This window comes from Streptomyces sp. CHD11, assembly GCF_018638295.1.
In the GTDB taxonomy this organism is placed as follows: Bacteria; Actinomycetota; Actinomycetes; order Streptomycetales; family Streptomycetaceae; genus Streptomyces.
The window spans coordinates 1-1,323 of the sequence record NZ_JABTTS010000074.1 but is presented as its reverse complement, the minus strand read 5'-3'; the positions used below and the strand labels follow the sequence as shown (position 1 = coordinate 1,323).

The window sequence follows — 1,323 nt, the reverse complement described above, 5'->3', positions numbered from 1 at the left end:
TGAAGTTCCCCCCGCGTGCTGGACAGCGGGTGTTTACGCCGCCGGGGCGAGGTTCTGCCTGAGCAGGGATCTCGTTTCGAGCGGGGTGACGTAGCCGTAGTCGGGGTGCCGACGGAGCCGACTGCGGTTGTACTCGACCTCGACGTAACAAAAGACGTCGGCCCGGGCAGCCTCGCGGGTCTCCCATACGGTCGTCCCGATCTCCGCTTTCAGGAGGGCGAACCAGCTTTCCGCGGCGGCATTATCGTAACAAGAGCCGACTCGCCCCATCGACTGCCTCATGCGCAACTTGCTTATTTCGGTGCGGAATTCGTCACTCGTGTACTCGCTTCCGCGATCGGTATGCATGATGCAGCCGTGCTCCAGGCCGCCACGCCCGGCCGCCATCCGCAGGGCGGCGACCGGCAGCTCGGCGCGGTGGTGGTCGGCCATCGCCCAGCCGACCACCTCACGCGTCGCGAGATCGATACAGGTCGCCAGATACAACTTTCCTTCCAGCGTGACGAGTTCGGTCATGTCACCGACCAGCCGCATCCCGGGCCGGGGCGCGGTGAAGTCCCGGCCGATCAGGTCGAGTGCAAACACCGCCCGTTTCGCCTGCCGGGTCAGGCCCCGGCGCCGGCGGCGGGTGATCCCGACGATCCGGTGCTTGCGCATCAGCCGCTCGACCTTCTTGGAGTTCACCGCCCGCCCGGCCCGCCGCAGGGCGGCGTGGATCCGCGGGGCCCCGTAGGCACCGCGCGATCCGGCATGCAGCACCCGGATCTCACCCACCAGCACCTCCTCGGCCCGCTCCCGCACCGTCCGGGCCGGCTGCGAGGACCTGTGCGCGTAGTAGGTGGAACGCGGCACCCCCAGCACACGGCACAGAAACGCAACGCTGTGACCTGCTGGATCATCCGCCGATGCCTTCTCCGCGTCGATGAAACGACACCGTGCCGCGGTGTCTACCTCATCCTGTCCTGAGCGAAGAAGGCGGTCGCTTTTCCCAGCACCTCAATCGTGGCCTCCTGCTCGCGAACCTTCCGCCGCAGCCGGACCAGCTCCTCACGCTCCGCGGTGGTCAAAGCCCCGGCGGGCCCCTCACCGCGGTCGACCTTCGCCTGCTTCACCCACCCGCGCAGCCCTTCCGGACTCACGCCCAGATCCCGCGCGACCTCGGTGACCGTCTTCTCCGAGGACAACGCCAGGGCGACCGCGTCCCGCTTGAACTCGGTCGTGTACCGCTTGCTCATATTGCTCTTGTTGCTCACTACCTGTGACTGCTTCCTCCAGGACCATCCGTCCCAGTATCAAGCTGTCCAGCCGACAGGGGGAACCTCA

The 1,323-nt window shown here is 67.0% G+C and carries 2 protein-coding genes; both read right to left on the bottom strand.

Features of this window, described 5'->3' with window-relative positions; translation table 11 throughout:
- Nucleotides 1-33: 33 nt before the first annotated feature.
- Nucleotides 34-924, bottom strand: coding sequence for an IS3 family transposase (locus HTV45_RS33185; RefSeq protein WP_308309819.1), 891 nt, complete (start codon nt 922-924; stop codon nt 34-36).
- A gap of 23 nt (nt 925-947) precedes the next feature.
- Complete coding sequence (locus HTV45_RS33180) at nt 948-1,253, bottom strand: transposase (RefSeq protein WP_215209606.1); 306 nt, start codon at nt 1,251-1,253, stop codon at nt 948-950.
- Nucleotides 1,254-1,323 lie beyond the last annotated feature (70 nt).